Annotated in this window: 16 protein-coding genes and 2 pseudogenes; 9 read left to right on the top strand and 9 right to left on the bottom strand. The window is 70.0% G+C overall.

Features of this window, described 5'->3' with window-relative positions:
* Positions 1-18 precede the first annotated feature (18 nt).
* The 3 genes and pseudogenes from GXP76_RS10060 to GXP76_RS10050 form a co-directional block, all read right to left on the bottom strand.
* Positions 19-1,026, bottom strand: a complete 1,008-nt coding sequence (locus GXP76_RS10060) for a hypothetical protein (RefSeq protein ID WP_242571105.1) — start codon at positions 1,024-1,026, stop codon at positions 19-21.
* Positions 1,023-2,312 (bottom strand): annotated as a pseudogene (locus GXP76_RS10055) (MFS transporter); the annotation flags it as partial. The gene GXP76_RS10060 and the pseudogene GXP76_RS10055, both read right to left, overlap by 4 nt.
* A gap of 66 nt (positions 2,313-2,378) precedes the next feature.
* Positions 2,379-3,341, bottom strand: a complete 963-nt coding sequence (locus GXP76_RS10050; protein WP_242571104.1) for a MaoC family dehydratase — start codon at positions 3,339-3,341, stop codon at positions 2,379-2,381.
* A 262-nt stretch (positions 3,342-3,603) separates the two neighbouring features.
* Between GXP76_RS10050 and GXP76_RS10045 the strand changes: the two genes are divergently transcribed.
* On the top strand, positions 3,604-5,226 hold the full coding sequence (locus tag GXP76_RS10045) for a penicillin-binding transpeptidase domain-containing protein (protein WP_242571103.1): 1,623 nt from the start codon (positions 3,604-3,606) through the stop codon (positions 5,224-5,226).
* Positions 5,227-5,409: 183 nt separating this feature from the next.
* Here GXP76_RS10045 and GXP76_RS10040 read toward each other — a convergent pair whose 3' ends face one another.
* Positions 5,410-6,585 carry an epoxide hydrolase family protein gene (locus GXP76_RS10040; protein ID WP_242571102.1) on the bottom strand — a complete coding sequence of 392 codons (1,176 nt, stop codon included), beginning with the start codon at positions 6,583-6,585 and terminating at the stop codon, positions 5,410-5,412.
* An 81-nt stretch (positions 6,586-6,666) separates the two neighbouring features.
* Positions 6,667-7,128 (bottom strand): VOC family protein, encoded by a 462-nt coding sequence (locus tag GXP76_RS10035; RefSeq protein ID WP_242571101.1) that lies wholly within the window; start codon positions 7,126-7,128, stop codon positions 6,667-6,669.
* A gap of 99 nt (positions 7,129-7,227) precedes the next feature.
* On the opposite strand from GXP76_RS10035, the pseudogene GXP76_RS10030 reads away from it, so the two are divergent.
* The 5 genes and pseudogenes from GXP76_RS10030 to GXP76_RS10005 form a co-directional block, all read left to right on the top strand.
* A pseudogene (locus GXP76_RS10030) lies at positions 7,228-8,220 on the top strand (helix-turn-helix transcriptional regulator); the annotation flags it as partial.
* Positions 8,221-8,283: 63 nt separating this feature from the next.
* Entirely contained in the window at positions 8,284-8,799 is a 516-nt protein-coding gene (locus GXP76_RS10025; RefSeq protein ID WP_242571137.1) for a YbaK/EbsC family protein, read from the top strand.
* Positions 8,796-9,647: a DMT family transporter gene (locus tag GXP76_RS10020; RefSeq protein WP_242571100.1), complete on the top strand. Its 852-nt coding sequence runs from the start codon at positions 8,796-8,798 to the stop codon at positions 9,645-9,647. The genes GXP76_RS10025 and GXP76_RS10020 overlap by 4 nt, the downstream gene beginning before the upstream one ends.
* 514 nt (positions 9,648-10,161) lie before the next feature.
* Positions 10,162-11,289 (top strand): toll/interleukin-1 receptor domain-containing protein, encoded by a 1,128-nt coding sequence (locus tag GXP76_RS10015; RefSeq protein WP_242571099.1) that lies wholly within the window; start codon positions 10,162-10,164, stop codon positions 11,287-11,289.
* 1,541 nt (positions 11,290-12,830) lie between these two features.
* Positions 12,831-14,204, top strand: a complete 1,374-nt coding sequence (locus tag GXP76_RS10005) for a sporulation protein (RefSeq protein ID WP_242571098.1) — start codon at positions 12,831-12,833, stop codon at positions 14,202-14,204.
* Between the two features lie 6 nt (positions 14,205-14,210).
* On the opposite strand, the gene GXP76_RS10000 is transcribed toward GXP76_RS10005, so the two are convergent.
* Positions 14,211-15,131, bottom strand: a complete 921-nt coding sequence (locus GXP76_RS10000; protein WP_242571097.1) for an aminoglycoside phosphotransferase family protein — start codon at positions 15,129-15,131, stop codon at positions 14,211-14,213.
* A gap of 985 nt (positions 15,132-16,116) precedes the next feature.
* Here GXP76_RS10000 and GXP76_RS09995 point away from each other — a divergent pair.
* Entirely contained in the window at positions 16,117-16,527 is a 411-nt protein-coding gene (locus GXP76_RS09995) for an ankyrin repeat domain-containing protein (RefSeq protein WP_242571096.1), read from the top strand.
* Positions 16,528-16,538: 11 nt separating this feature from the next.
* On the opposite strand, the gene GXP76_RS09990 is transcribed toward GXP76_RS09995, so the two are convergent.
* Positions 16,539-17,489 (bottom strand): SDR family NAD(P)-dependent oxidoreductase, encoded by a 951-nt coding sequence (locus GXP76_RS09990; RefSeq protein WP_242571095.1) that lies wholly within the window; start codon positions 17,487-17,489, stop codon positions 16,539-16,541.
* 132 nt (positions 17,490-17,621) lie between these two features.
* Positions 17,622-18,317, bottom strand: a complete 696-nt coding sequence (locus GXP76_RS09985; RefSeq protein WP_242571094.1) for a hypothetical protein — start codon at positions 18,315-18,317, stop codon at positions 17,622-17,624.
* Between the two features lie 212 nt (positions 18,318-18,529).
* Between GXP76_RS09985 and GXP76_RS09980 the strand changes: the two genes are divergently transcribed.
* A complete protein-coding gene (locus tag GXP76_RS09980; RefSeq protein WP_242571093.1) occupies positions 18,530-19,579 on the top strand; it encodes an aldo/keto reductase in 1,050 nt (349 codons plus the stop codon).
* A 94-nt stretch (positions 19,580-19,673) separates the two neighbouring features.
* On the opposite strand, the gene GXP76_RS09975 is transcribed toward GXP76_RS09980, so the two are convergent.
* Entirely contained in the window at positions 19,674-20,966 is a 1,293-nt protein-coding gene (locus GXP76_RS09975) for an FAD-dependent oxidoreductase (protein ID WP_242571092.1), read from the bottom strand.
* A 283-nt stretch (positions 20,967-21,249) separates the two neighbouring features.
* On the opposite strand from GXP76_RS09975, the gene GXP76_RS09970 reads away from it, so the two are divergent.
* On the top strand, positions 21,250-23,071 hold a 1,822-nt coding region (locus GXP76_RS09970), incomplete at its 3' end, for a lyase family protein (protein ID WP_374360422.1).

Genomic DNA, 23,071 nt, shown 5'->3' with positions numbered 1-23,071 from the left:
GGGTGTGCCGGGGTCCGGTCAGGACGCCGGGACGGTCACGGCCGCCCAGCCGGCCGTGAGGAGACGGTTGTCGGCGTCGCGGCGTACCCAGACCTCCAGATCGACGCGGAGACCGTCGTCGACCGGGGTGACGGCGGTGACGACGCCGGTGGACGTGAACGGCTCGAACACCTCCAGTGGAGCGAGGAACTTGACCCGCAGCCAGCCGCTGGTGAGGAACGACGGTCCGGCCCGGAGGGTGAGCAACTGGGCCAGTACGCCGAACTGTTGCTGTCCCTGCACGATCGGCACCGGCAGCCCGCCCGCGCGGGCGACGTCGATGTCGTTGTGGATGTTGCGTACGTACTCGCCCACGCGGCTGAAGACCGCGGCCTGTTCGGCGGTCACCGTCTTGTGCAGCGGAGCGAGTACGTCACCGGGGCGTACGTCCGGACCCAGCGCGCGAGAGGTCCGCGCGCCGTCCGGGACCTCGCCGGTGACGCGGCGTTCGGGCGCCGCCGATCCGCGTCCGCCGATGGCGCCGGGGTCGGTCTTGAGGATCTCGACACCGCGATGGCGCACGACGCTGCGCCCGTCCTCGCCCGTGGCGGTGGCCTCCATGACGACGTAACCCTCGCCGCGGCGCCGGTAGGCCTCGGTGTACGTGCCGCTGAGGGTGACGACCTCGTCCAGGACGGCCGGGCTGTCGAACCACATCTGTTCCTCGGTGTGGTACCCGACGACCTGGCTGGCCGCGTAGACGAGGGTGAAGAGCTGCACGAGGTCGTTGCCGAGCAGCGCCGCGTGCCCGACGCGCTTCCCGCCGAACGGACTCTCCGTCAGATGCCAGGGGGAATGGTCGTCGTGGGTGAAGGCGTACCGCTTGATCTTGTGGTCGTCGACGACGACCCGCACGGTGCCGAGTGCCTCGGGAATGTCGAGGTTCTCGAACTCCGGCTCCTTGAGCCCCTCTTCGAGTCTGTCGGTCGCGCCCGCGCGGCGCGGGTCGGTCAGATCCCGCCAGGGACGGGGATTCGGTTCCGTCATCGTGCCTTCTCCGTCTCGTCACCGACACGTGTCATGTCGATGCGGTTGGTCTCGGGGGCCAGGTACGCGCACACCAGTCCGATGAGCAGGGCCGCGACGGTGATGGCCGCGATGGGCCAGGGGTCCCCGTCGGTCGCCGCCAGCAGGGCGGTCGAGGCGAGCGGCCACAGTCCGATGAGGACGCTGGGGATCTGCGCCGCCAGCGAGAGGCCCGTGTAGCGCACCTTCGTACTGAACAGCTCGGCGAAGAAGGCCGGTTCGACGCCGTAGACGGCGCCCACACCGATCGCGTACGCCACGGCGTAGGCCACGTACATCAGCACCAGGGCGTCGGCGTCCAAGACCCAGAAGAAGGGGAACGTGACGACCATGCCCACGACCGAGCCGATGATGAAGACCGTGCGCCGGCCGATGCGGTCGGACAGCTTCCCGAAGAAGTAGTACGTGTAGATGGCGAGCGCGGCGGCGACGCTGCTCGCGACGAGGACATGGGTGCGCGGGATGTCGGTGTAGTTCTCGGCGAACGTCAGGCCGATGGTGAGGATGATGTAGCCGAAGACGGCCTCGCCGAGGCGCATGCCCATGGCCAGCAGCAGGGGCCTGCGGAACCGTTTGAACAGTTCGGCGATCGGCATGCGCTCGCGCGCCTGTTCCTCGGCCGGCTGCTTCTCCAGCTCCTCCTGCGCGGCCTGGAAGGTCGGCGTCTCGGTGAGCTTGAACCGGATGAACAGGCCGACGGCGATGAGTACGGCGCTGAGCAGGAACGGTATGCGCCAGCCCCAGCTCATCAGCGCGTCGTCGGGCAGCGTGGACACGATCGCGAAGATGCCCGTGGAGAGCACGAGCCCGACCGCGTTGCCGATCTGCGGGAAGCTGCCGTAGGCGCCGCGTTTGTGTGCCGGGGCGTACTCGACGGCGACCAGTGAGGCGCCTCCCCACTCGCCGCCCACGCCGAATCCCTGGATGAGCCGCAGCAGGACGAGCAGGATCGGAGCCCATATACCGATCTGGTCGGTGGTGGGCAGGAGGCCGATGAGGAAGGTGGAGACGCCCATCAGCATGAGCGTCGTGACCAGGGCGGCCTTGCGGCCGAACTTGTCACCGAAGTGTCCGAAGACCACCCCTCCGACGGGGCGGGCGAAGAAGCCGACACCGAAGACGGCGAACGCCGACAGGGTGCCGATGATCGGGTCGTCCTCGTTGGGGAAGAACAGCTCCCCGAACACGAGGGCGGCCGCGGTGCCGAAGATGAAGTAGTCGTACCACTCGACGGCGGTGCCGACGAGGCTGGCGACGGCGGCTCGTTTGGCGAGCTTGGTCCGTTCCTGCTCGGTGGTGGGCGGTGCGGCGGGTCAGACCAGCCGGACGGGGCGCTCCGGGTCGGTGTCCACCCGGGCGGATGCCCACCCGAGCGCGGTACGGGTGCCGTCGGCCTTGTCGACCCAGACCTCCAGTTCGAGCCGGTCGCCGGTGACACCGGCGACGGCGCCGCCGGCGGTGAGTTCGTCGCCGACGAAGGCGGGGGAGACGAAGCGGAGGTCGAGTTCGCCCGAGGTGAAGAACGCCTTCCCGAACACGTCGATCAGGTTGGCGATGATGAAACCGGTCTGCTGCTGGGCCTGGATGATGGTGCGGTCCAGGCCGGAGGCGGCGGCCTTCTCGGGGGCCGTGTGCACGTTGGCGTAACCGCGCCCGGCCCAGGAGAAGACCGACATCTGGTCCTGGGTGAAGACCGTTGTCCGCCGTGGCAGGGCGGCGCGCGCGGGGGCGTCGGGGCGGGCGCGGTCGAGGACGGGGACGGTGGTGTCCACCGTGCCGAGCACGGTGCGTGACCGGACGTCGCCCGCCGTACGGTTCTGTCCGGTGATCTCACCGGCGACCGTGCGCATGATCTCTTTGCCGGTGTGGCGCACCAGCAGCCGGCCGTCGGCGCCGCGCGCCTCGGCCTCCAGGACGACATAGCCCTGGCCCCGGCGCTCGTACTTCTGCGTGTAGCCGCCCTCGATCGTGACCGTCTCGCCGACCCGGACCGGCGAGTGGAACGTCAGGTGCTCGTGTGTGTGCAGACCCTGGGCGGTGTTGCCGTCGTACTTCTCGTAGAAGAGGAACAGCAGGTCGTTGGCGAGTACGAGGGGGTGTCCCACGGGGCCGCCGAACGGGGAGTCCTCGAAGTACCAGGACCCGAAGTCGTCCTCGCTGTAGGCGTGGTCGAGGACCTTGCGCCGGTCCACGGTCACGGTGACCGGGCCCATCGGCTCGGGAATCTCGACCAGCTCGTAGCGAGCTTCTTTCAGATGCGATGTCCGCGACTCCATGGTCACCTCCGCGTCGGAGCCCGGCGGGCTCAAATAAGTCTAGACGACTAGTCCTTACGCTACGTTCGCGGAATCAGCCGTGTCAACGGTCGTGCCGGCGGTCGTGCCGGCGGACTTTCATCCCCGGCGCCGGCGGCCGTGTCATCGCGGTCCGATAACGGCCTCTTCCGCATTCACCGGCGTCCCGTAGAGTGCGAAACAATTGCCCCTTGAACACGTTCAAACGTCGCGGGGGCGCTCCTGGGGGGAGGGGACCGCACCCATGCGCAGTGGAACGAAGGTCGCCATCGTCGGCGGCGTGTTCGTCGTCGTGGCCGGTGGTGTCGGATACGGGGCGTACAACGTCCTGGCCGGCGACGGAGACACAGGGACCCGGTCGGCATCGGCCGAGGTCCGGACGGGGCCGCTGAGCGCGGAAGAGGTCAAGAACGCCGCCGATCAGTTCCTGGCCGCGTGGGCCGAGGGCAAGGACCCCGAGCTCGCCGCCACGTACACCAACAACCCGGCCGCCGCGAAGGAAGCCGTCGCCGGGTACGGCGAGCAGGCGCACATCACCGGCGCGGTGATCACTCCGGGGAAGGCGACGGGCGCGAAGGTGCCCTTCACCGTCGAGGCGACGGTGAAGTTCGAGGGGCTGAGCAAGCCCCTGTCGTACGCCTCCGAGCTGACCGTCGTACGCGGGCTGACCAGCGGGAAGCCGCTGGTCGACTGGGTGCCGACCGTCATTCACCCGAAGCTGGCGAAGAACACGAGCCTGGTCACCGGCGAGGCCGCCAAGCCGCCGATCAAGGCCGTCGACCGTAACGGGGCCGAACTGACCGCCGAGAAGTACCCGTCACTCGCGCCGGTGCTCGACCAGCTGCGGGACAAGTACGGGGAGAAGGCGGGCGGCAGGTCCGGCGTCGAGACGTGGATCCAGAGCGAAGGCGACAGCGCGCCCCGCACGACCCTGCTGACGCTCTCCAAGGGCAGGCCCGGCGAGCTGAGGACGACGCTCGACGCGAAGGTGCAGGCGGCGGCCGAGCAGGCCGTGAAGAAGTACGACGAGGCGTCCGTCGCCGCCGTGAAGCCGAGCACCGGCGAGATCGTCGCCGTCGCCAACAACCGTGAGGACGGCTTCAACGCGGCGATGCTCGGCAAGCAGGCGCCGGGCTCGACGATGAAGATAGTGACCGCGGCGCTGCTGCTGGAGAAGGGCCTCGTCGGCGCGAACGAGCCGGCCGAGTGCCCCAAGACGGTGCTCTACCAGGGCACTTCGTTCCACAACCTGGACCAGTTCGACATCAAGGGCGGCAACTTCACCCAGAGCTTCGCCCGCTCCTGCAACACCGCCTTCATCAAGCTGATCGACGACACGAAGGACGACCACGCGCTGCCCGCGGAGGCCCGTGAGGTCTTCGGCCTCGGGCTGAACTGGCAGACCGGCATAGCGTCGGCGGACGGCAGTGTGCCGGAGTCCGCCGGGGGCGGGGCCGCCGCGCAGTACATCGGTCAGGGCACGGTCCAGATGAACGTACTGAACATCGCGTCCGTCACGGCCACCACGAAGGACGGCACGTTCCGCCAGCCGGTCATCGTCCCGCGCGACCTCGACAACCGCGAACTGGCGGTGGCCGAACGCCAGTTGCCGGGCGCGGTGGGACAGCAGCTGCGCGACATGATGCGGGCGACGGCCTCGTGGGGCACGGGCAAGGCGGCGATGTCGGCGCTCGGCGGCGACAAGGGCGCGAAGACCGGCTCCGCCGAGGTGGACGGCCAGGCCACCTCGAACAGCTGGTTCACCGGCTTCCAGGACGACCTGGCGGCAGCGGCGAGCGTGGAGGCGGGCGGCCACGGCGGCGACGCGGCGGGCCCGGTGGTCGCGGCGGTCCTCGCGGCGGGCTGACGAACCGGGCGGTCCGCACTTCCAGCCCGTCCGGCGATTGAGGACAACCGGCCACCGGCCCAACCCGGCACCCCGAACACCGCGCCACGCACCCGCACATGAACGCCGGACGGACCGCACTATCAGCCCGTCCGGCGATCGAGGACAACCGGCCACCGGCCGCACCCGGCGCCCGGACGCGGCCTAGCTCAGCGACGGGGCCCGGTACGGCCGGAAGAACGCGCGCAGCTCCTCCGCGTACAGCTCCGGCTCCTCGAACGCGGCGAAGTGACCGCCGCGTTCGTGCTCCGTCACACGCGCGACGTTCGCCGTGCGCTCCAGCCACGCGCGCGGCGGACGGAGGATGTCGCCGGGGAAGAGCGAGAAGCCGGACGGCACCTCGACCCGGCGCGCGAGCTGCGCGGGCGCGATCGCGGCGTTCGCGGCGTACATGCGCATCGACGAGCCGATCGTGCCCGTGAGCCAGTAGAGCGTGACGTTCGTGAGGATCTCGTCCTTGGTGAAGGCGCGCTCGACGACGCCGCCGCAGTCGCTCCACGCCCGCATCTTCTCCACGATCCACGCGGCCAGCCCGGCCGGCGAGTCGGTGAGCCCGAAGGCCGCCGTCTGGGGCTTCGTACGGTGCATGGCGGCGTACGCGCCTTCGCGCCCGCCCCACGCCGCGACGGCCTCCAACCAGGCCCGTTCCTCGGGCGCGAGATCCGCCGGGTCACCCGCGAAGACGGGCACGCCCGCGTCGGTGCGGTGGACGGCCACCACCCGGTCGGGGTGGTCGAGCGCGAGGTAGCGGCTCACATGGCTGCCGATGTCCCCGCCCGCCGCGCCGAACCGCGCGTAACCGAGAAAATCCATCAGCTCGGCCCAGAGCCCGGCGACGGCGATGGAGTCGAGGGGCGCGCCGGTGGGACGGTCGGAGTACCCGTAACCCGGCATGTCCGGCACGACCACGTCGAACGCGTCCGCCGGGTCGGCCCCGTGCGCCCCGGGATCGGTGAGGAGCGGGAGGACCTTCGAGTACCGCCAGAACGAGTCCGGCCAGCCGTGGCCGAGGACCAGCGGCAGCACGGACCCGGCCGGCGCGACGGCACGCGCGTGCACGTAGTGGATCCCGAGTCCGCCGACCGGGACGCGGAAGCGGGGGAACCGGGCGAGGGCCGCCTCCTGCGCCTGCCAGTCGAACTCGTCCACCCAGTAGTCGACCAGCTCACGGAGGTACCCGAGGTCGGTCCCGAGCCCCCACCCGGCGTCCTCGGGCGCGTCCGGCCACCGCGTCGCGCGCAGCCGCGCCCGGAGATCATCGAGTGCGGCGGCGGAGGCACGCGCGGTGAACGGCTCGGGACGGGTCGGGACATCCGGCATGCCCGCATCCTACGGAGCGGACGGGCCCGCACCCGGCCGTGCCACTCCGGGTACGCGTCCCCGGGGCCCACCCCTCCCCCCTCAGTCCAGGCAGAACTCGTTGCCCTCGGGATCGGTCATCACGATGAACCCCGCGCTCAGCGGCGGGGCCGGGTCGTCGCGGCGGACGCGGGTCGCTCCCAGCGCGGTCAGCCGGTCGCACTCCGCCTCCAGCGCCGCCATCCGCGCCTCCCCCTCCAGTCCGGGGGCCGCGCGGACGTCGAGGTGGACGCGGTTCTTGGCGACCTTGTCCTCCGGTACCTGCTGGAAGAACAGCCGCGGGCCGTTGCCGTCCGGATCCTCGACGGCCGACCGGGCGTTGCGCTGCTCCTCCGGTACGCCGATCCCGGCCAGGAAGTCGTCCCACGCGGCCAGCGGGTCGGCGCCCTCCGGCAGGTCGACGCCGGGCGGGCTGGGGTGGACGTAGCCGAGTGCGTCGCGCCAGAAGGACGACAGCGCACGCGGGTCGTGTGCGTCGAAGGTGATCTGGATGTGGCGGCTCATGGGATGGCTCCGTTCGTGGTGGGTCTTGTCCGCGTTCACATGTCACCCTGACACCCATGGCGGACAGGATCGGTCCGCCTTCTCTGTCAGGGTGTCGCCATGGATACGGAGGCGAGCGACGACGGGGCGGGTACGACGGAGCGGGGCACGACCGAGCGGGTACTCACCCTGCTCGGGCTCCTGCAACGGCGCCGGGTCTGGACCGGGCCCGAGCTGGCCGACCGGCTCGGCGTCACGACGCGCACGGTGCGGCGCGATGTCGGGCGGCTGCGCGTACTCGGCTATCCGGTACGGGCCGGCCAGGGCGTCGGCGGCGGCTACCAGCTCGGCGCGGGGCAGGAGTTGCCACCGCTGCTCCTCGACGACGAGGAGGCGATCGCCACCGCGGTCTCGCTCCTCGTCGGCGCGGGCGGCGCGGTCACCGGCGCCGGCGACGCCGCGCTCCGGGCGCTGACCAAGCTCGACCAGGTGCTGCCCGTCCGGCTGCGGCACGAGGTCCGCGCGCTCTCCGGCTCGGTGGAGTTCTTCGGCGGCGGCCGGTCGCCGGTCGACCCCGATGTGCTCATGAAGCTGGCCAGGGCGTGCCGCGACGAGGTCGAGACCGGATTCGACTACCCCTCGGGGGGCGAGACGCGACGGCGGCGCTGCGAGCCGTACCGCCTGGTCGCCTCCGACCGGCGCTGGTACCTCCTCGCCCACGACCTCGACCGCGACGACTGGCGCACCTTCCGCGTCGACCGGATGACGGAGGTGGCGCTGCGGACCTGGCGTTTCCGCCCGCGCCCGGCGCCCGACGCGGCGGCGTACGTGCAGGAGGGGGTGGCGAGCCGGGTGTACGCGCACCGGGCGCGCTTCCTCGTGCACGCGTCCGCCGACCGGGTGCGCGAGCAGATACCGGCGGCGGCGGCCGTCGTGGAGGAGCGTGGCGACGGACGCTGCGAGGTACTGAGCGGCGGCGCCCGCCTCGACACCGTTCTCATGCATGTCCTGCTGCTGGGGCACGACTTCGAGGTGCTCGACCCACCGGAGCTGGCGGAGCGCTGCGGCGCGCTGGCGGACAGACTGCGGGCGGCCGGTACGACGGGCCCTCCACGTGTCCGAAAGCCGGTGAAACGCGCTCGCACCGCCGCTCCCCCTGCCGCTAGCGTGCCCGTCATGACCAACCCCGACGGCACGCCTGACGCCGCCCCCGCCGCCCATCCCCGTTTCGTCGAGGCCCTGCGCGAACTGGGCCTCGACGACCTGACCGGCCAGGTCCGCGCCTTCCCCGACGCCACCCGTACGGCGGCCGAGGCCGCCGCCGCCATCGGCTGCTCACTCGGCGAGATCGTCAAGTCGCTGATCTTCGAGGCCGACGGTGTCCCGGTCCTGGTGCTGATGGACGGCGCCTCGCGCGTCGATGTGGAGCGCGTACGGGAGGAGTTGGGCGCCGGGGAGGTCAAGCGGGCGCGTGCGGACCTCGTACGGGAGACCACCGGTTACGCGATCGGAGGCGTACCGCCCTTCGGCCACCGCACCCGCACTCGTGTGCTCGCCGACCGGGGACTGCTCGACCACGACGTGGTGTGGGCGGCGGCCGGGACCCCGCACACCGTCTTCCCGATGGACCCCAAGAGCGTGGTCTCGTACGCCGGCGGCACGCTGGTGGACGTCCGCGAGCGCATGGCGTGACCCCGGCCGTCGCCGCCGCCGTCCTCCTGGCGGCCGTCACCCATGCCACGTGGAACGCCATCGCGCACACCATCAAGGACCAGGTGGTCGCCTTCACCCTGATTGCCGGGGGCGGGACACTGATCGGCGCGGTCGCCGTGTGCTTCGCGCCGTTCCCCGCGGCGGGGGCGTGGCCGTATCTGATCGTCTCGGCGGTGGTCCACGTCGGCTACCAGGCGCTGCTGATGCGGTCGTTCAGTCTGGGCGACTTCGGCCAGATGTACCCAATCGCGCGCGGTACGGCCCCGCTGCTGGTCACCGTCCTGGCGGCGGTCTTCGTCGGCGAGTCGCTCGACCGCTGGCAGGCGACCGGCGTCGCCGTGGCCTCGGCGGGGCTGGTGGGCGTGGCCCTGTGGGGCATGCGGAACGCGGAGACGAAGCCGCAGTGGCCCGCGCTGACCGCCGCGGTCGCTACGGGGGTGGCGATCGCGGCGTACACGGTCGTGGACGGCGTGGGCGTCCGCGAATCGGGCACGCCACTCGGCTACATCGGCTGGCTGATGATCCTCCAGGGCTCGCTGATCCCGCTGTACGCGCTCTTCGCACGCCGCGGCCGGCTCCTCACCCAACTCCGCCCGCACGCACGCCTCGGCCTGCTCGGCGCTACGCTCTCGGTCGGCGCCTACGCCCTGGTGCTGTGGGCCCAGACCCGCGCGCCCCTCGCCCCGATCGCGGCACTCCGAGAATCATCGATCATCGTCGGCGCGGCGATAGGAGCGGTGTTCTTCAAGGAACGCTTCGGCATGCCCCGCATCGCGGCGGCCGGCCTGATGGTGATCGGCATCGGCCTGATGCTGCGCACGAGTTGAGACGGGGAGCGGGGCCCGGTGTGGGCCGCGAGGCGCGACGGAGGTCACCGTGACGGCACCCAACTGGCCTACCGCATCACCGCAGACACCCCTCGCACACTCCACGCCCTCTGAGTAGGAGCACCACACGAACTGTCGAGACCTGTCTCCACTTACTCAGGGCGCCTCGCTCGCTCCCGGCTCCCCGGCGGGCCCCGCCGCTCCTGTCGCCGCCCCGCTCCAGGCCCCGGCTACGCCGGTCGCACGACCGGAGAACGAACGCCGGCGATGGGGAGAAAAGGTCTGTGGCTAGGGCGGTCGGCTTCACGGCTTTGGGCAGCCACTTTGGGGCGAGCCTCTGAGGTCATGGCGCCACCGTCGCGTTTTTACCGGGGAGGCCCACAGACCACTCGACTCGCCATCAGCTTACGGTGCCATGATCACTCACCCCAAAGCGGCTCCAGCCCAAAGCCGTTTCACCAACCTTCTTAGAAGCTTATGCACTCAGTCATCCACATGGCTAAGATTCTCCACCATGACCAATGAACAACCAGCAGGGTTCTGGAGCTACACCCGTCGCGATGATCAATTAGACGGGGGACGCATCACTCGCCTCTCCGAACGGATCGCTAACGCATTCGAAATTATCACGGGAGAGCCGCTTGAGATTTTCATCGACAAGAAATCGATCGAGTGGGGAGATGCTTGGCGTGCACGCCTTGACTCCGCCCTTACCGGCACGACCTTCCTAATCCCAATCGTCACGCCTAAATTCCTGCAAAGTCAAGAATGCAGACGGGAAGTAATTAAGTTCGCCGGGCATGCAGCCAGCCTCGGCCTGGAAGAGCTGCTACTTCCGATCCATTACGTCAATGTGCCTCAACTCGCACACGAAGTCGAAAATCAACCCGCAGATGAGGTTGTGGAGCTCATCGCAAAGCGGCAGTGGGTGGATTGGCGCGAGCTTCGCCTAGAGGACGAGGATTCGCCAGCTTATCGTCAGGCCGTGCATAAACTGGCTACAAAACTCGCTGAAATTCTGGAGAATGCACCTCCAGCTACACCAGTGGAAATCGCTTCACCAAACCAGAACGAGGAAGACCCTCCCGGCTTCTTGGAGATTATGGCAGAGATGGAAGCGACCCTTCCCGCGTGGCAGGATACTGTTCAGCAGTTTTCCGCCATCATCGAGCTAATTGGCACAGAGACACAGCAGGCGACTGACGAAATTTCGCTTTCCGACTCCCGAGGGGGCGGTTTCGCTGGGCGTATGAGGGTGACTGAAGAACTAACGAACCGCCTCACCGATCCCGTGCGCAAGGTCGATGAATTGGGGACGAAGTACTGGGCCGAGCTCTCCACAATTGATCCGGGGGTAATCGGCATCATCAGGCAGTCCAGTCAAAGCAACCTCTCGACAGAAGACAAGGAAAGCGCTCGGGAGTTCTTCAAGGTGATCCAAGAACTGGCTGGCGTCACCAGGGGAACGAGTGCACAATTGCAGTCCTTCTCGGATAACGTGGGCGCCGCCGCGCAGGGTAGCCGCCAATTACGACCGCAGTTCAGAACGATTCAGGCTGCGGTCCAGAAGGTCATCGATGGACAGGCCATCATCGATGAGTGGAGTCGCATGATCGGCGACATGGAAGAAGGTGAAGAGTAACTCGAACAGCTCGTTGCATCCCCGCTGGGATGGCGTCTTTACCGGATCACTCGCGACGCTCCACCAGAGGGCGCATAGGCCGACAAAATTACACGCATCCATCTTTTCCGTACGCGCCCGAAGTGCCAGTCCGGAAAACCGGGGTCGTTCCTCAACCACGGGGGATCGCCCTAGGGTGGATAGACGGGCAAGATAGGGCGTTCCCTATCGCGCACAGGCCGCACGTTGCGAAACAGGCAACTGCGGAGGGCTCTTGGGCTCTCTTCACGTATGGCTCGGGGACTACAGGTCCAAGTTCCACACTGGTGTTGGCTCTCCATCACTGTCAGGGCTACGGTCAGTTCTGTCAGAACTTAAGATGCGTCCCACCAGCTGGGCACGTAGTGCACGCCGCAGACCCCGAGCATGCGTCAGGGGCCAGGTCGGCCGCGTCGAATCCGTCGTCTCCAGTGCTGTCCATTGCCACAAGTCCCTTTCCGCGCAAGCTGGCTGACCATTGATCGTGTCCGGCCACGCCGCGACACGATCACGAGGCCCAGTGCCGTCGGCACTGGGCCTCGTGATCGTTAGGGAGCGGCCCTTAGCCGGACCACCCCAGTTACTCCCAGGCGCGGGGATCGTCCGGTGTTGCGTGAGTGGTGGGCCTACCGGTCGGGGGCCGGGTGGGAATGGGGCTGACCTGGCGTTGCGGTGGCGCGTGTGTGGTCGGGTGCGTTGGGGTGGGTCTCTGCCACGGGCAGGGCGCCTGCCGGTTCGTCATCGTCGTCCGGTGACGGGAGTCGTGAGCCTCTGCTCTCGGCCACGCGTAGCGCGTCGCGTAGAGCCTCAGAGAGTCGCGTGCTGAGAAAGCGCAGCTCTCGGGTGCTGACCTTGTCGTCCCCCAGCATCGCCGCCGCATGGTCGAGCAAAGTGCCGCCTGCCTGGAGCTGGACCTCTTCCATCTCGTTGGCCAGGGTAGACAGATAGCTTTGGCCCTCATTGGTGACCAGGTAGGAGCGTTGTCCGTCCTCGCCCGGCCATGGGAGCAGTCGTGCCTGTGTGCTCACATCGACACCGCCAACGTGTGGACGGCGCACCGCAGTCCCGCTCGGCAGCGGCATTCGTGTCGTTCGAGCCGGCGCTCCGGGGGCACAACGTGCGGTCGGACGAGTCGTTCGTCCTCGCCGCACATCGTGGGCCAGACGTACGGGTCGCGCGCGTGAGGCGATGCCATCGTCGCTGCGTCCGCCGCGCGGTAGTAGCCGGGCGAGGGCAGTAACAGGCTGATCAGTCGCTCGAAAATCCTGCCGATATGGTTCCGCATGTCGACCTGCTTTCACCAGGTAGGCCATGCCCCGGGGTGCCGTCACGCACCGCCGGGGTGTCTTGTCTCGACAGTCAACGACCGTCGTTGGCCGGGCGGCAGCGTTCACAAGGGGGTTCGTGTACACACGGGGGTTCAGGAGGCCGGTCCAGGGGGGTTCACAGTGAACCCCCCTTTTCGGAAAGGACTGCTGTGACAGGATGAACACGTGACGTGACATCGGGGGTGACGGCGGGGCGTGAGTAAAGACCCGAACCATCAGTTGGCCGCTGTCATGGCCGAGGCCGGGGCTTCGAACAAAGGGCTGGCCAGGAGAGTTCGCGAAGTCGCTCAGCGGCACGGCGACGGCTTGGGGACCACACACGTCGCTGTACAGCGGTGGTTGGACGGTGGCGGTATTCAGCGCCAGACCGCCGAGTACGTGGCCGAAGCGCTGAGTAACAAACTGCGGCGGAAAATCACGCCGAGGGATCTGGGCTTCTCAGGTACGACACCCGCTCGGGCACCCACAGGCGCCACCCGATACGCCGGTTCCCTCGCCGAGACACTGAGCACCCTTGAAACCTTCACGCATCAGCGCCCGGAAGACGGCCCCGCAGACGAACCCCAATTACCCGACGGCGATGTGCACTCGGCCGCTCTGTCGTGGCTCGTCTCGCGTCCGGACGGCTTGCCCACGGACGCACCCGCCACACGCCGGGTCGGTATGCGTGACGTCGCCGCGATCCGCACCGCCGCCGGATTCTTCATGCAGCTTGATTTCCAGTTCGGTGGTGGCCACGCGCACAAGGCATTCCGCCACTACTTCCGCGAAGCTGTACTGCCCTTGCTCAGCAGCAGCTACAGCGCCAAGGTTGGGGTGGCTCTCTTCCAGGCCGCATCGGAGATGTCCCAGCTCCTCGCGTGGAGCGCGTACGACAGCGGCAACCACGCCTTGTCCGACCGCTACTTGATGTCGACGCTCCGTCTGACACAGATCATCGGTGACCGCGTGATGGGCGCCCGCATCCTGACCAACATGAGCCACCAGGCCAATTACCTTGGCCAGGCACCTCGCGCCGTGATGCTCGCCCGCGCCTCCGTAGAAGGGGGCCGAGCCACCGCAACACCGCGCGCCATGGCCTTGTTCTGCGCGCATGAAGCTCGTGCGCTCTCCACCGCAGGCGACAACAAGGGCGCAGAGCGTGCGATGAACGAGGCAGAGAGGTTCTTCGAGCACGCCGACGGCGCCGAGGATCCTGAGTGGCTGGCTTACATGGACGAGGCGGAGTTGATCGGCGAGTTCTGCCACTGCTTCCGCGACCTCGGACAGGGGCCTGATGCCGTCCGGTTCGCAGAACGCGCCGTCGAGCTGACCGATCCCAAGTACGCCCGGACACTGGGCTTCTGCCGCATGGTCCTCGCTCAGAGCCAACTACTCAACGGCGACCTTGAGGCGGCCGTGACGACCGCCGGCCTTGCCGTCGAAGCCGGCGACGCCCTCCAGTCCGCGCGCTTTCAGCGGTATGTGAGTGACTTCCAGCGTGAGGTGTCGGTCCACGCGCACCACCCTGTCGTCCGGCAGTTCAACGGCAACGTGCACGACGCGATGCGACGCCTGGACGACGAATAAGCAGGATCAGCCCGGGTTCCAGGCGCGCGGGGCGTCCTCGTCGCGGAGCGAGGCGATGCGACGGGCGTACTCCGCTGCTGTGTCGGCGCTCTCCGAGACGTTCTGCATCAGCCACGTCGTCATGTTGAACTCCTGCAACGACCGCAATGTGGAGAACCCCGCCCACGAGCGGAGATCCCGACCGTACGCACCGACGAACCCGCCGTACTCTTGTGGAGTCTGCCACCCCAAGCTGTGGTGCTCCGTGGCCGTGACCATCAGGTCCCACTCCGGGTGGTCGTAACTGAACCTTTCCAGGTCGATCAGGATCACCCGGTCAGTGCGGTCAACCATGAGGTTCTGTACGTGGGCGTCCCCGTGCACGGGCCCCTTCCGCGACTCGAAGCGCAACTCCCCCACCCGGCCGCAGAGTTCATGCGCGCGCTTACGCAGGAACGCGCGATCGTCCTCAGGTATCTCCGTCGCCGCGTTGATGCGTCGGTCCGTCCGGTCCAGCACCGGGTACGGAGGGAGACTCAGCGAGGCGGGCAGGCTGAGCGAGTGGAGATCGCGGAGGATCGCTCCCAGCTCGCCGTACGTCGGCTTCCGGTCGCTCTCCTCGATCAGGTGCCAGAACGTCACCGGGTGACCATCGATGATCACGGGTTGCTCCAGATCATCCAGAACCCGCGCCGCCGGGAAGCCCTCACGGGCTAGCCAGCGCGATACGGCGACCTCCCCCCGGGCGGACTCCAGATACTCGCTCGACCGAGCGATCCGGACCACCACCGGGTGAGTGGCCAGACGGAACAGAGCGTTCTCACCCAGGCGGATCAGGCGGGCCCCGTCACCATCGAGCCCCGCCTGTAGGCATGCCGCAGCCGCCACCCCCATGGCGACGGCTGAGGTGAACCCTTCTCCCACGCTCCGCTCAGCACCAGACGGCATGCCCCGCCAACTCCCTTGGATCCCGCCGAAACTGTCATGCGAACCACCGGCAACAGTGGTCGGCAGCAGCCATCAGGGCGACCGTACCCACGGCTGACGAAGACAGGCGAGACCAGGGTGTGTCGTTCAGCCGAACACCGACCCCGCATCGCGGCGGCCGGGACCTGATGGCGATCGGCATCGGCCGGATGCTGCGCACGAGTTGAGCAAGGAACCGCCCGCCGGCCTCACCGTGGGCGGGCTTTCCAATGCTGCCGGCATGGCGATTGCCCGGGTGAGGTGTGGCGAATCATGGCGAACAGTCGCACCATTCGTGCGGGTGTCCGGCGGGCCGGTAGGTTGCCAGACGTTCGGTCATGTCTCTCCCGGAACGCCTGCCTGCGACGGGCAGGCCCCAACAGGGTTGGGAACGCAGAGAGACAGGAGACCGGACGAGATGGGGCGATCGAGGAGTCGGAGAAGGCGTCGCCGACACGGCCAGTCACCGGACTGGGCGCAGTTGGCGGCACTGTTCCTCACGGCGATCACTGCCATCGCGGGGTGCGTCCAACACTATTCGTGACGCACAGAGGGTGAGCCGGACGGCTGGTTGGGCAAGTAGGTGAGCCCGGCCGACGCCTACTCGGCCGGACCCACCCTGCCCCGCGCACGGCCTGGCTTCGGGCTGCATCCCGAAGCCAGGCTTTGTGCGTGTGCGGGGAGATTCAGAGCACCAAGAGCTCTGGCTTCGTAGGCGCTACGGGATGAGATAACCGCAAGTCAACGGGGTCATCAAGTGCTCACAGACGACCACGGGGAGATTTGTCGATTTTTATGCTGGCGAATGATCTTGGCGAACGGTGGCGGTGGAGGGTGGCGAAATACGAACATCCAGCTAGTGAACGCGCGAGGGTGGCGAAACCTGGCGTTTGCCGTTGCGTTCAGAACGGCGCCGTCACCATCGGGACGATGCTGCGCACGAGTTGAGCAAAGGAGCGGGCGCGGGATGAACAACAGACGGCGCAAGAAGCTGTCGCGGCGTCTCGTGTCGGCCGCGAGGCTCGGCGGGGCCAGGGAGGTGGCCGCGCTGTTGCGGGGCGGGGCGCCGGCTCAGGCGTATGACGACGAGGGGTCGACGCCCCTGTACGCCGCGTCCGTGCAGGGCGACGCCGACTCCGTACGCCTGTTGCTGGCGGCCGGCGCGCTGCCCGACGCCGAGAGCGGGGACGGTACGGAGGGCACGCCGCTGTGCGGGGCGGCCTGCTGGGGGCGTGCCGGTGCCGTACGTGAACTGCTCGCGTACGGCGCCGATCCGCGGCTGCGCGAGGACGGCGGCAGCGGAAAGTCGCCGCTCGAATGGGCGCGGACCGGGCCGTATCCGGAGACGGTGCGGCTGCTGGAGGAGGCCGGGGCCTGAGGCGGCGAGGGTCAGGCGCGGGGCGCCGACGCCAGCATGTCGAGCGAGACCTGCCACAGGCGCTCGGCCGCCACGGGGTCCAGCGCGTGCGCGGCGACCCCGCCCGAGTCGCCCTCCCGGTGCGGGCGCGCCTCCTGGCAGTCCTCGAAGTACCGCCCGCCGACGCCTTCGAGCCCCGGCCATGTCGCCAGGAGTACGGAGGTGGCCGCGCCCTGCTCGGGCGTCTTGAACGAGTAGCCAGACGCGATCGCCTTGTCGAGTTCGTCCTGGCTCATGTGGCGCGTCAGGTTCGACAGGACCGCGCCGGGGTGGACGGCGTTGGCGGCGATGCCGTCACCGGCCCAGCGCCGGCTCGCCTCGACCGCGAAGAGGACGTTCGCCGTCTTGGACTGGCCGTAGGCAAGCCGGGTGTCGAACGGCCGGCGGCGGAAGTCGATGTCGTCGAAGTCCACCGGCTGCCGCAGATGCCCGACCGAGCTGAGCGCGACGATCCGCGCCCGGCCGGCGGCGGTGAGCGCCGGGTGGAGGCCCAGGGCGAGCGCGAAGTGGCCGAGGTGGTTCGTGGCGAACTGCAGCTCCCAGCCCTCCGGTGTCCGCAGCTCGGGCGTGAACATAACCCCGGCGTTGTTGATCAGGATGTCCAGCGGACCGTCCCACGCGTCGGTGAACGCGGCGACGGACCGCAGGTCGGCGAGGTCGAGCGGCGCCACGAGCACCCGCTCGTTGCCGGTGGTGGCGCCGATGTCCTGGGCCGTGCGCTCGCCGGCCCCGACGTCGCGTACGGCGAGGGTCACCTCGGCGCCCGCGCCCGCCAGCGCGCGGGCGGTCTCGACGCCGATGCCGGAGGAGCCGCCGGTCACGACGGTGCGCCGGCCGGTGAGGTCGACACCGGCGACGACCTCGGCGGCGGTGGACCCGGCGTTGAAGGGGGTGGTGATCGGGCCGGTGGAGTCGGTGGTCATGGGGCTGCCTGCCTCTCTCGCGTCTCCCTCAAGCCAACCACCGGACGTGGGTCATTCAGGGGAGGCTGATCAGCCCGGTCGCCGTACCCGTACCGGACCCGGCCCCGGTACGGCGGCCCCGGCGGGCTCGCCCTACGCGGACGGCCCCGGCGGCAGCCGCCAGTACTGGCGCTTCTTCTCGTCGCGGACCGCGAGGCCCAGACGGTTCAACTCGCCGCGCAGCGCCCGGACGTCCTCCTCCGTACCCGTCTTCCGCATCGCCGTCGCGCGGGCGCTCATCAGCGCGTTCGCGCCTGCCGGGAGCCCCGGGGTGTCCGGGACCCAGAGGCGGAAGTCGTCCTTGTACGGGTCCTCGGCGGCCCAGGTGTAGCCGTGGGCGGTGAAGGCGGCGGCCAGGTCGGCGGCGTCGAGGTCGCAGGGCTCGCGTGCCATCTCCTCGGCGTGGCGGCCGAGCAGTACGAGGAACTTGCCGTCCAGGAAGACCGGGCCGAGGTCGGCGTGGCTCAGCTCCCGGGCCTCGTCGCGGATCGTCAGCGTCACGTGGGTGTCGGTCAGCCGTACGGTCAGCGCCTCGTGGAGCGCGATGAACGCCACGAACACGCCGAGCAGCAGGCCCGCCGTCACGGCGATGACGGTGAGCCAGGGCTCGGGAATCGAGTCGAGCAGCTCCGCCGGACCTTTCATCGGTGCCCAGCGCAGTGTGACCAGCCAGTTGGCGAGGAGTTTGACCAGCCAGCCGGCGACCGCTCCGATCGCGGCGAAGGCCGGAACGATCCAGAGTCCTTGGGCCAGTTCGGTGGCGTCGCGGTCCTTGGCGGTTGGCTTCATGCACCGAGGTTAGGAAGCGGGCGCCGGGGCGGGCATCGTCCGAAGGGATCCGCGGACGTGACCAAAGTATCGGGAGCGTGCGCGACGACCGGCCTCCGGTTCGCCGCGCGGGCCGTCCGGACGGCCCGTCGCGCCTTGACCTCGATCGCACTCCAAGTCCTAGAGTGCCCGCGTACCCCCCAGCGGAGGCCTGACCAGCAAGGGAGCACGACATGCGTTACCGCACTCTCGGCGGCACCGGTATCGAGGTGAGCGTCCACTGCCTCGGCACCATGATGTTCGGCTCCGTCGGCAACAGTGACCACGACGACTGCGTACGCGTCATCCACGCCGCCCTCGACCAGGGCGTCAACTTTCTCGACACGGCGGACATGTACTCGGCCGGTGAGTCCGAAGTCGTCGTCGGCAAGGCGCTCAAGGGCCGCCGTGACGATGTCGTACTCGCCAGCAAGGTGCACTTCCCGATGGGCGAGGGCCGCAACCGGGGCGGCAACTCCCGGCGCTGGATCATCAAGGCGGTCGAGGACAGCCTGAGGCGGCTGGACACCGACTGGATCGACCTCTACCAGATCCACCGGCCCGACCACACGACGGACATCGAGGAGACGCTCGGTGCGCTGACCGATCTCGTACGGCAGGGCAAGATCCGCGCCTTCGGCTGCTCGACGTTCCCCGCCGAGGAGATCGTGGAGTCGCACGTCGTCGCCGAGCGTCGCGCGCTCATGCGGTTCAGGACGGAGCAGCCGCCGTACTCGATCCTGGCGCGCGGCGTCGAGACGTCGGTGCTGCCGGTGTGCGAGCGGTACGGGATGGGTGTGCTGACCTGGAGCCCGCTCGCCTCCGGCTTCCTCACCGGCAAGTACCGCATGGGCGGCGCGATCGACATGACCACCGGCCGCGCCGCGCTCACCCCGGCGCGGTTCGATCCGTCGCTGCCGGTGAACATCACGAAGCTGGAGATCGTGGAGCGGCTGGTCGAGGTGGCGAACGGCATCGGCTGCTCACTGCCCGAGCTGGCCGTGGCGTTCACCGTCGCGCATCCCGCCGTGACGTCGGTCATCATCGGTCCGCGCACGATGGAGCAGTTGGAGGGGCTGCTGAAGGGCGCCTCGCTGAGTCTGGACGACGCGACGCTCGACCGTATCGACGAGATCGTGCCGCCCGGGACGAACATCTACCAGCCGGACGGCGCCTGGCGCTCGCCCGTGCTCACGGACCCCGCACGCCGCCGTCGCCCGGCCGACGACCGCGCCGCGGCGTGACCCGCGGCGCGGGGCCGACAGCGCGGCATGACCCGCCTTTGCTCGGCTCTGCTCGGATCCGCTCGGCCTCCCGTCTCGACCGTCTGACCGCGCGTCATACGGTCTGAGGTGAGGCGGCAGCGGCCTCGTAGGCGGCCAAGTCCTCCTCTAGAGGGCTGACTTGGCCGCCTTCCGGCGCGAGGACCAGATCCGTCGGCGCACGCGCCGCCACCATCCGCCGGAAGCGGATGAGCTGGGAGGGCCTGTTCACGCACAGCGCGCCGGTGATGTGCTGCCCGTCGGTGTAGGCGGCGACGAACTGGCGCTCGGCGAGCGTCCCGGCGACGATGTACGGGACACCGTTCCCGCGCCCGACGAACTGGATCGTGGTCCCGTACTGCTCCGAACGGAAGTACGGCACCGACTCGAAGGGCGGGGCGTTCTCGCCGTCCGCCAGCAAGGTTTCGGCGGCGGCAGCGGCCTGCTCCACCGTGTCGCTGCGCCGCCCGACCCGCATGACCGCGCCGAACAGCGGGTTGAACCAGCGGGCCACGTCACCGGCCGCGACGACGCGCGAGGCCCCCGCCGCCGCGCACGTCGCGTCCAGCAGCACGCCGTCCGCGATGTCGAGACCGCTCCCCCGCAGCCACTCGGTGCGCGGCGCGCGGCCGACCGCGACGACCACCACATCGGCGGATACGCGGCTGCCGTCGGTCAGCTCGACCCCGTCGGGGTGGAGCGCGGCGACCGAGGCGCCGGTCTTCACGGCCGTGCCGTGGTCACGGTGCAGGGCGACCAGTTCCTGCCCCATGGCCGGACCGAGCACCTGCCCCAGCGGGCCGGGACCCGACTCGACGACGGTGACGTCGAGCCCGAGGGACCGGCAGTGCGAGGCGACCGCGCAGCCGACGAATCCGGCGCCCACGACGGCGACCCGTGGTCCGCGCAGGAGGGCGGCGCGCAGCGCGATCGAGTCCTCGAAGGTACGGAGGACGAACACGTCCGGGTGGCCGCCCTTCAGGGGAGCGGGCTGCCGGGCGCCGGCGCCGGTCGCGATGACCAGCCCGTCGAAGTCCAGGGTCCGGCCGGCGGACAGCCGCAGGGTGCCACCGGTGCCGGGGGATGTGCCGTCGAGGTCGAGCCCCTCCGCCGTCGTGTCCAGCAACAGCTCGGCGTCGAGGTCGGGCGCGACCGTGAGCCGGGCGCCGTCCACGTCCCCGCCGGTCAGCACGGCCTGGGAGGGCGGAGGGCGGTCGTACGGCGGGAAGTCGGTGTCCGGGCCGATCAGCGTCAGCCGGTCCCGGAAGCCCCGTCGACGCAGCGCCTCAGCGGCGCGTACACCGGCGAGGGATGTGCCGACGACGGCGATATGACGAAGCGTTCCATCTGTTCCACGTGTCTCAGTCACCGCCGTTCGCCGACCCCGCGCCCCCGATTCGTGTCGTGTTCATCACGGCTCACTTCCTGATCGATGCCGGTCCGATTCCTACTCGCGCAGGGTTCATTCACTCAAACGGTCCCGTACCCAGACCCTGTCAAAGGGTGTTAAACATCCTCCGAGCGTCACCCGTCGGACGCGGCCGAAACGGTTCACGGGCCGGCGGCTCGCCTCGCCCGGCACCGGCCGGCGGGAGACCGTGGTACCAGCAGGCCGGGCCCGCGCCCGGCACGTACCGAGGAGACGGTCTTCCTTGACTTCCGCCGACAGCGCCGACCGCACCGACGCCGACCGCCGCGAGCCCGCCGAGCACGCCTGTGACGCCGGGCTGCTCTCGCCCGGCCGGGCGGGGTCCGCCACCGAGGCGGCCACCGGCGACGCCGCGTTCCTCCGGGCGATGCTCGACGCGGAGGCGGCGCTGGTCCAGGCACAGGCCGCGGTCGGTCTCGCGCCGGAGGCGGCGGCCGACGCGATCACGGCGGTGGCGGCGGCGGCCGCGCGGTTCGACGTACGGGACGTGGCGCTGCGGGCGGGCTCGGCGGGCAACCCGGTGACCCCCCTGGTGGCGGATCTGACGGCGGCGGTGGACGAGGAGGACACGAGAGCAGGGGCGGGCAGGGACGCGGACACGGCGCAGTACGTGCACCGGGGCGCGACCAGCCAGGACATCGTGGACACGGCGATGATGCTGGTCGCCGCCCGTACGGTGCCGCGGATCCTGGCGGACCTGGACCGTACGGCCGACGCGCTCGCCGCTCTGGCCACGGCCCACCGCTCCACCCCGGCGGCCGGCCGCACCCTCACACAGCACGCGGCCCCGACGACGTTCGGACTGAAGGCGGCGGGCTGGCTCTCGTCCGTACGGGCCGCCCGCACCCGGTTGGCGGCGGTCCGGCTCCCGGCCCAACTGGGCGGCGAGGCCGGTACGTTGGCCGCCTTCGCGCCGGACGACATCGCCGTGGACGGGGCGCCGGGCAGGACCTCGACCGCCGCGTCCTGCGAGCCCGTCTACGACCTCACCGGCCCGCTCGACACCACGCTCGACAGCCCTCCCGAGCCGCTGCCCGACTACCCGCCCGCCACCGGCCCCGTCCCGGGGGAGCGGGACTCCGAGGCCGCCCTGGGGGTGGACCCCGCGCCGGACGAGCCGATCTACGACCTGCCGGGCGCCGCCCCCAACAACTCGGGCGAGGCCGCCACGGAGAGCCGGGGCGGGATCGGGAGCGGGGCCCCGGAGGCCGACCGGGGCGCACCAGGCACCGGCACGCCCGCCGACACCGGCACCGGCGCGGCCACCCACGACGGCCCCGGCAGCCCCGACAGCGACACCGGCGTGCGTCTCCTCGCCGCCTACGCCGGCCGGCTGCGTCTCGCCGAACCGACGCTGCCTTGGCACACCCTCCGTACTCCCGTCGCCGATCTCGGCTCGGCCCTCGCCTTCACCGCGGGCGCGCTCGGGAAGGTGGCCGCCGACGTGCTCGTGCTGTCCCGGACCGAGATCGGGGAGGTCGCCGAGGCGCGCGGCGGCGGTCCGGCCGCGCCGCCGCACCGGCGGAACCCGGTGCGGGCCACCCGGATCGCCGCCGCCGCGCGACAGGCTCCCGCACTCGCCTCCGTACTGCTGGGCGCGCTCGTCGCCGAGGACGAACGCCCCGCCGGTCCCTGGCACGCCGAGTGGCAGCCGCTGCGCGAGCTGCTGCGGCTGACCGGCGGGGCCGCCCGTGACGCCGCCGAACTCACCCACGGCCTGCGCGTGTTCCCCGACCGGATGCGGGACAACCTCGCCCTCACCCATGGGGTGCTCACCGCCGAACGCCTCGCGACGGCCCTGACCCCTGCCGTCGGCCGGGCCCGCGCGCGGGAGCTTCTCGGCGCCGCCGAACGGCTCGCGGCGGGCGCGGGCATCCCGCTCGCGCAGGCGCTGACGGAGACCGACCCGGCGGTCGCCGAGCTCATCGGCCCCGAGCGGATGCGTGCCCTCACCGACCCGGCCGGATACACGGGTTCCGCCCCGGCCTTCGTGGACCGCGCCCTCGCCGAACACGAAGCCGACGGCGACGCGGCGGCGGAAGCCG

Origin of the sequence: Streptomyces sp. NP-1717 (genome assembly GCF_022695985.1) — a bacterium.
Lineage (GTDB): Bacteria > Actinomycetota > Actinomycetes > Streptomycetales > Streptomycetaceae > Streptomyces.
Note: the sequence above shows the minus strand (reverse complement) of the source record. Positions and strands in the feature narration are given on the sequence as shown.

Excerpts from the sequence above, each read along its gene's own strand:
- GXP76_RS10060 (WP_242571105.1), bottom strand. The coding sequence starts at position 1,026 with ATGACGGAACCGAATCCCCGTCCCTGGCGGGATCTGACCGACCCGCGC.
- GXP76_RS10050 (WP_242571104.1), bottom strand. The coding sequence starts at position 3,341 with ATGGAGTCGCGGACATCGCATCTGAAAGAAGCTCGCTACGAGCTGGTC.
- GXP76_RS10045 (WP_242571103.1), top strand. The coding sequence starts at position 3,604 with ATGCGCAGTGGAACGAAGGTCGCCATCGTCGGCGGCGTGTTCGTCGTC.
- GXP76_RS10040 (WP_242571102.1), bottom strand. The coding sequence starts at position 6,585 with ATGCCGGATGTCCCGACCCGTCCCGAGCCGTTCACCGCGCGTGCCTCC.
- GXP76_RS10035 (WP_242571101.1), bottom strand. The coding sequence starts at position 7,128 with ATGAGCCGCCACATCCAGATCACCTTCGACGCACACGACCCGCGTGCG.
- GXP76_RS10025 (WP_242571137.1), top strand. The coding sequence starts at position 8,284 with ATGACCAACCCCGACGGCACGCCTGACGCCGCCCCCGCCGCCCATCCC.
- GXP76_RS10015 (WP_242571099.1), top strand. The coding sequence starts at position 10,162 with ATGACCAATGAACAACCAGCAGGGTTCTGGAGCTACACCCGTCGCGAT.
- GXP76_RS10000 (WP_242571097.1), bottom strand. The coding sequence starts at position 15,131 with ATGCCGTCTGGTGCTGAGCGGAGCGTGGGAGAAGGGTTCACCTCAGCC.
- GXP76_RS09995 (WP_242571096.1), top strand. The coding sequence starts at position 16,117 with ATGAACAACAGACGGCGCAAGAAGCTGTCGCGGCGTCTCGTGTCGGCC.
- GXP76_RS09990 (WP_242571095.1), bottom strand. The coding sequence starts at position 17,489 with ATGACCACCGACTCCACCGGCCCGATCACCACCCCCTTCAACGCCGGG.
- GXP76_RS09985 (WP_242571094.1), bottom strand. The coding sequence starts at position 18,317 with ATGAAGCCAACCGCCAAGGACCGCGACGCCACCGAACTGGCCCAAGGA.
- GXP76_RS09980 (WP_242571093.1), top strand. The coding sequence starts at position 18,530 with ATGCGTTACCGCACTCTCGGCGGCACCGGTATCGAGGTGAGCGTCCAC.